The organism is uncultured Brachyspira sp. (assembly GCF_944390595.1).
In the GTDB taxonomy this organism is placed as follows: Bacteria; Spirochaetota; Brachyspiria; order Brachyspirales; family Brachyspiraceae; genus Brachyspira.
Genome location: NZ_CALXRN010000149.1, coordinates 1 through 3,759 on the forward strand (window position 1 = coordinate 1; position 3,759 = coordinate 3,759).

The 3,759-nt window shown below is 26.1% G+C and carries 6 protein-coding genes and 2 pseudogenes; all 8 read left to right on the top strand.

Annotated features, from left to right (window positions below; genetic code table 11):
- A pseudogene (locus Q0J90_RS08975) lies at positions 1-823 on the top strand (hypothetical protein); the annotation flags it as partial.
- A 17-nt stretch (positions 824-840) separates the two neighbouring features.
- Entirely contained in the window at positions 841-1,035 is a 195-nt protein-coding gene (locus Q0J90_RS08980) for a hypothetical protein (RefSeq protein WP_028330870.1), read from the top strand.
- Between the two features lie 3 nt (positions 1,036-1,038).
- The gene (locus tag Q0J90_RS08985) at positions 1,039-1,428 is read left to right on the top strand and encodes a LuxR C-terminal-related transcriptional regulator (protein WP_297277581.1); all 390 of its coding nucleotides are present in this window, start codon (positions 1,039-1,041) and stop codon (positions 1,426-1,428) included.
- A 73-nt stretch (positions 1,429-1,501) separates the two neighbouring features.
- A complete protein-coding gene (locus Q0J90_RS08990; RefSeq protein ID WP_297277582.1) occupies positions 1,502-1,852 on the top strand; it encodes a hypothetical protein in 351 nt (116 codons plus the stop codon).
- Between the two features lie 13 nt (positions 1,853-1,865).
- Positions 1,866-2,468 (top strand): glycoside hydrolase family 19 protein, encoded by a 603-nt coding sequence (locus Q0J90_RS08995; protein ID WP_297277583.1) that lies wholly within the window; start codon positions 1,866-1,868, stop codon positions 2,466-2,468.
- A complete protein-coding gene (locus tag Q0J90_RS09000) occupies positions 2,461-3,288 on the top strand; it encodes a hypothetical protein (protein WP_297277584.1) in 828 nt (275 codons plus the stop codon). Before Q0J90_RS08995 ends, Q0J90_RS09000 begins: the two co-directional genes overlap by 8 nt.
- A complete protein-coding gene (locus Q0J90_RS09005; RefSeq protein ID WP_020063762.1) occupies positions 3,289-3,552 on the top strand; it encodes a hypothetical protein in 264 nt (87 codons plus the stop codon). It begins immediately after the preceding gene.
- 11 nt (positions 3,553-3,563) lie between these two features.
- Positions 3,564-3,759 (top strand): annotated as a pseudogene (locus Q0J90_RS09010) (hypothetical protein); the annotation flags it as partial.

Genomic DNA, 3,759 nt, shown 5'->3' on the forward strand with positions numbered 1-3,759 from the left:
TAAAGATTATCAAGATGGAAAAGGAAGTCAAAGATTATGGACATTAGATAAAGAAAAAGGCCAGTTAATTTTTAGAGGACATAAACAAGTACATTCTATAACAGATACTAATGATAATTTATATGAGATATATGCAGAAATAGATATACCGCCTTATAAATCTTTAACTCTCATTAGAGAGATTTTAGAAGATTATGAGAACATAGCATACATAAAAGAAAATTATAATATAGAAAATTGTCAGATTGAAAAAGAACGTTCAAGAGAAATAGCTGTTTTGCTTGATAATGATAATAAAAAAACTACACTTGATTTAATAGGAGAACTTTCCTTTTTAGAGCAAGGAAGATTAGAGATATATGACAATAAAATAGATTTTATTAGTACAAGATTTCGCAGTAATGAAGCTAAATATAAAATAAAACAATACTGTATGGGCAGGGTTGATAAAACGGTAGAAGAAGGTGAGTATTTATCAAGCTGCAGTATTAAATATGATTTATTAAAGTCTACATACAAAAATATTGATTTTGAAGAGGAAGCGAAAAAAAGGCATAGAATAAATGCACATGAGGAGTTTGAAACTTTATTAAAAAGAAAAGAAGATGCTGTGAGTTTATCTAATGAAATAATGAAAAGCAGATATTTATTAAAAGAGTATTATACATTTGAATATTATGAAACTTTAGATTTTCTAAAGTTATTTGATATAGTAGAGTTTGAATATAAAAGAGAAAACGGCACTCACTATATAAAGCCTTGTAAGTGTGAAATACTCAAACTCAATATATTTGATAATGTAATTAAGCTAAGACAATTATAATTTTTAGGGGGTAGATTATGATTACAAGTTTAGGAGTTATTGCAATAGATAATATGTCAGTAGAAGATATAGCATACAGCTATAATTATGCAGAATATATTGAATTGAAACATGATATAGATTCAGCCAAAAAAGAATTAAATATTACAAATATTTGTAATACTGATGATGCTATAAAAATTGCAGAGCACATAAATAATTTATGGAGATAAAAAATGAAAAAAAATACTAAAACTTGTAATTTATGCAGTAAGAGAGATAAATGCATACAGTTGTGCGATGATATGAAAAAAATAATAAGAAATAAAAAAAATAATAATGATATTTATTCTGATGCTACATTCAATGCATTTGAAATAGATCTATCAAATGTTATATATACTTTTGGCCTTTCAAAACTAGAAGATAGAGACAGTAAAAGAATAATAATAGCATTGCTTAAAAAAGATCAAAGAAAAATGCTTTCTTTGCTGTCAAAAGGATATACGCAGAAACAAATAGCAGAAGAATTAAAAATGTCTCAAAGCAATGTTTCCCAAAAACTGAATAATATCAAAAAAGAGCTTCAGGAATCAATGATACAAATAATGCCGTATATTTTATAATTTTTTATATAAGAAATGAATTATCCTTATATTTTTTTATATAAGTGTATGAATATAAATATAAGGATAAAACATGTCAAAAAAAAGTATAACAGAATTAAGTAAAAAAGAAACTTCATTAATAGAAAAATATATTAAGCTAAAAAATGATGAGAAAAAGAATAAAGAAAATATTGAAGATCTTAAAGATGATCTTTATAAAATATTAAAAAAACATGAAGGTAAAATCGTGCATAATGAATATAATATATCAATGCATGAAAGTATAACATATCAATACAGCGAAGCCATACAGAATATAGAAACAGAGATTGCAGTATTAAAAAAGAGAGAAGAAACACTCCAAATAGCTAGTATATCCAAAATAACAGAATATGCAAAGGTTTATAAACTAAAAGATAATAATGAAAGTAAAAATGAATGATAAGGATTAGTATATGCTTAATGAAAATATATTAAATGAAATAGGTATAAATAATAAATGGCTTGCACCATTAAATAATGCTTTTCAAAAACATAACATTATAGACACAAAAGAAGCTGCTATGTTTTTGGCACAAACTACGCATGAAAGTAATGATTATAAAAGGCTTGAAGAGAGCTTCAGATATACTCCTCAAAGGCTTTTTGATGTTTTCAAAAAAAGAGTTGGAAGTTTAGATAATGCTAAAAAACTATGTCTTCAAGGAGCTGAGGCTATAGGCAATTTTGTTTACGGAGGACGTTTAGGTAATGGCCAAGATGAAGGCTATAAATATAGAGGAAGAGGAATAATACAGCTTACTGGAAAAAATAATTATAGAAATTACGGAAAAAAAATAAATGCTGATTTAGTTAATAATCCAGATTTGGCAAAAGAGCCTAATAATGCAATAGAAATTGCATTATTATTTTGGCAGGAAAAAGGCTGCGGTTTGCTTGCACGTAAAGGGGATGTTAAAGGAGTTACAAAACTTATTAACGGCGGATACAACGGACTTGAGGATAGGCAAAAAAGATTTGAAAGAATATTAAAAATATTAGAGGGTTCAAATGGCTGATATATTGACTGCTTTATCTATAATAGGTATTTGTACAACAATACTTATTATAGGGAAATGGGTTAAAGAACTTATTATGCATAATAAACAAGCTAACTTAAAAGCAAATCTTAAAGACGGAACTATAGAGTTTGGAAATAATAAAGCTAATATAGAAAAACCTATAGAGAATCAAAATAAAATAGTATCTAATGCTTTTGAATCCCCAAAAGAACTAGCTGTATTAGAATCTAAAAATAACAGTGAAATATTAGCTTATTATAATGGTGATAATAAAGATGAAAATAAGTTTAAATATGATGATAAAATTACATCGCTTACAGTTTATAAAGAATACAGCAGTATAATAAGTCAAAGCACATTAAAAGTACAAAGTCAAATCATAAGCTACATAGCACATAATCATATACTTAATAAAAATAAAGCTGAGTTTGAAAAATATGTAAAAGAAAAAAGAATAGAAATTATAGATATATATAATACATCTTTATCTAAAAGCGATATTGTAAGTATAAAAAAATTGGCATTAGAAAATATCTGCAACTTCTATTATATGATTATATTAGACAAAGTTAAAGATATTTACAAATCAATTTACAATAATCATAAAGCACAATATGAGAAACGTAAGGATTTTTTGAAAAATCTTAAAAATATTCCTGCGGCTGACAGATTAAAAAGTTATGATGTATTTATCTATAATAACTTTACTGAAACAACTATTAAAGACAGTGAAATAGTTTTAGAAAATCTTGAATATTTGCAGAAGTTTCTTCTAGGCATATTTCACGACAATTTAAAATATAATGGAGTTAGATAAATGAGTTTTATAGACAAACATAATGCCAATAAAAAAGTAAGCATATATACAAGCATAATCAGCTTTGTTTTAGGATGGGTTGTTGTATTTTATTTAATAGTAATAAAAGGATTAACTCCTGCTCAGGATTGGGGAGTTGCATTGCTTATTATAGTTTTAGGTTTAAGCAGTGTCAGTATGGGAAGCGATTTAAGAGGATTTTTAAAGATATTAAAAAACAATAATCATAATGATGATGATAAAAAAAATAATAATAAAGAATAAAAGGAGTAAGAATGATTACATCGACAATGTTTTTTAGTTTTTTGAGACGACTGTCCGCTTTCAGCGGAACTAAATTAGGAAAGTCAATAATAGCAGCGGTTATTATTGCTTTAATAGTCTTTGTATGCTTTTCAGTTATAGCATATAAAAATAATACTATAAGGCAAAAGGAAAAAGAGATTGCACAGTATCAGGAGAATATTAAGG

Excerpts from the sequence above, each read along its gene's own strand:
- Q0J90_RS08995 (WP_297277583.1), top strand. The coding sequence starts at position 1,866 with ATGCTTAATGAAAATATATTAAATGAAATAGGTATAAATAATAAATGG.
- Q0J90_RS08990 (WP_297277582.1), top strand. The coding sequence starts at position 1,502 with ATGTCAAAAAAAAGTATAACAGAATTAAGTAAAAAAGAAACTTCATTA.
- Q0J90_RS09005 (WP_020063762.1), top strand. The coding sequence starts at position 3,289 with ATGAGTTTTATAGACAAACATAATGCCAATAAAAAAGTAAGCATATAT.
- Q0J90_RS08985 (WP_297277581.1), top strand. The coding sequence starts at position 1,039 with ATGAAAAAAAATACTAAAACTTGTAATTTATGCAGTAAGAGAGATAAA.
- Q0J90_RS08980 (WP_028330870.1), top strand. The coding sequence starts at position 841 with ATGATTACAAGTTTAGGAGTTATTGCAATAGATAATATGTCAGTAGAA.
- Q0J90_RS09000 (WP_297277584.1), top strand. The coding sequence starts at position 2,461 with ATGGCTGATATATTGACTGCTTTATCTATAATAGGTATTTGTACAACA.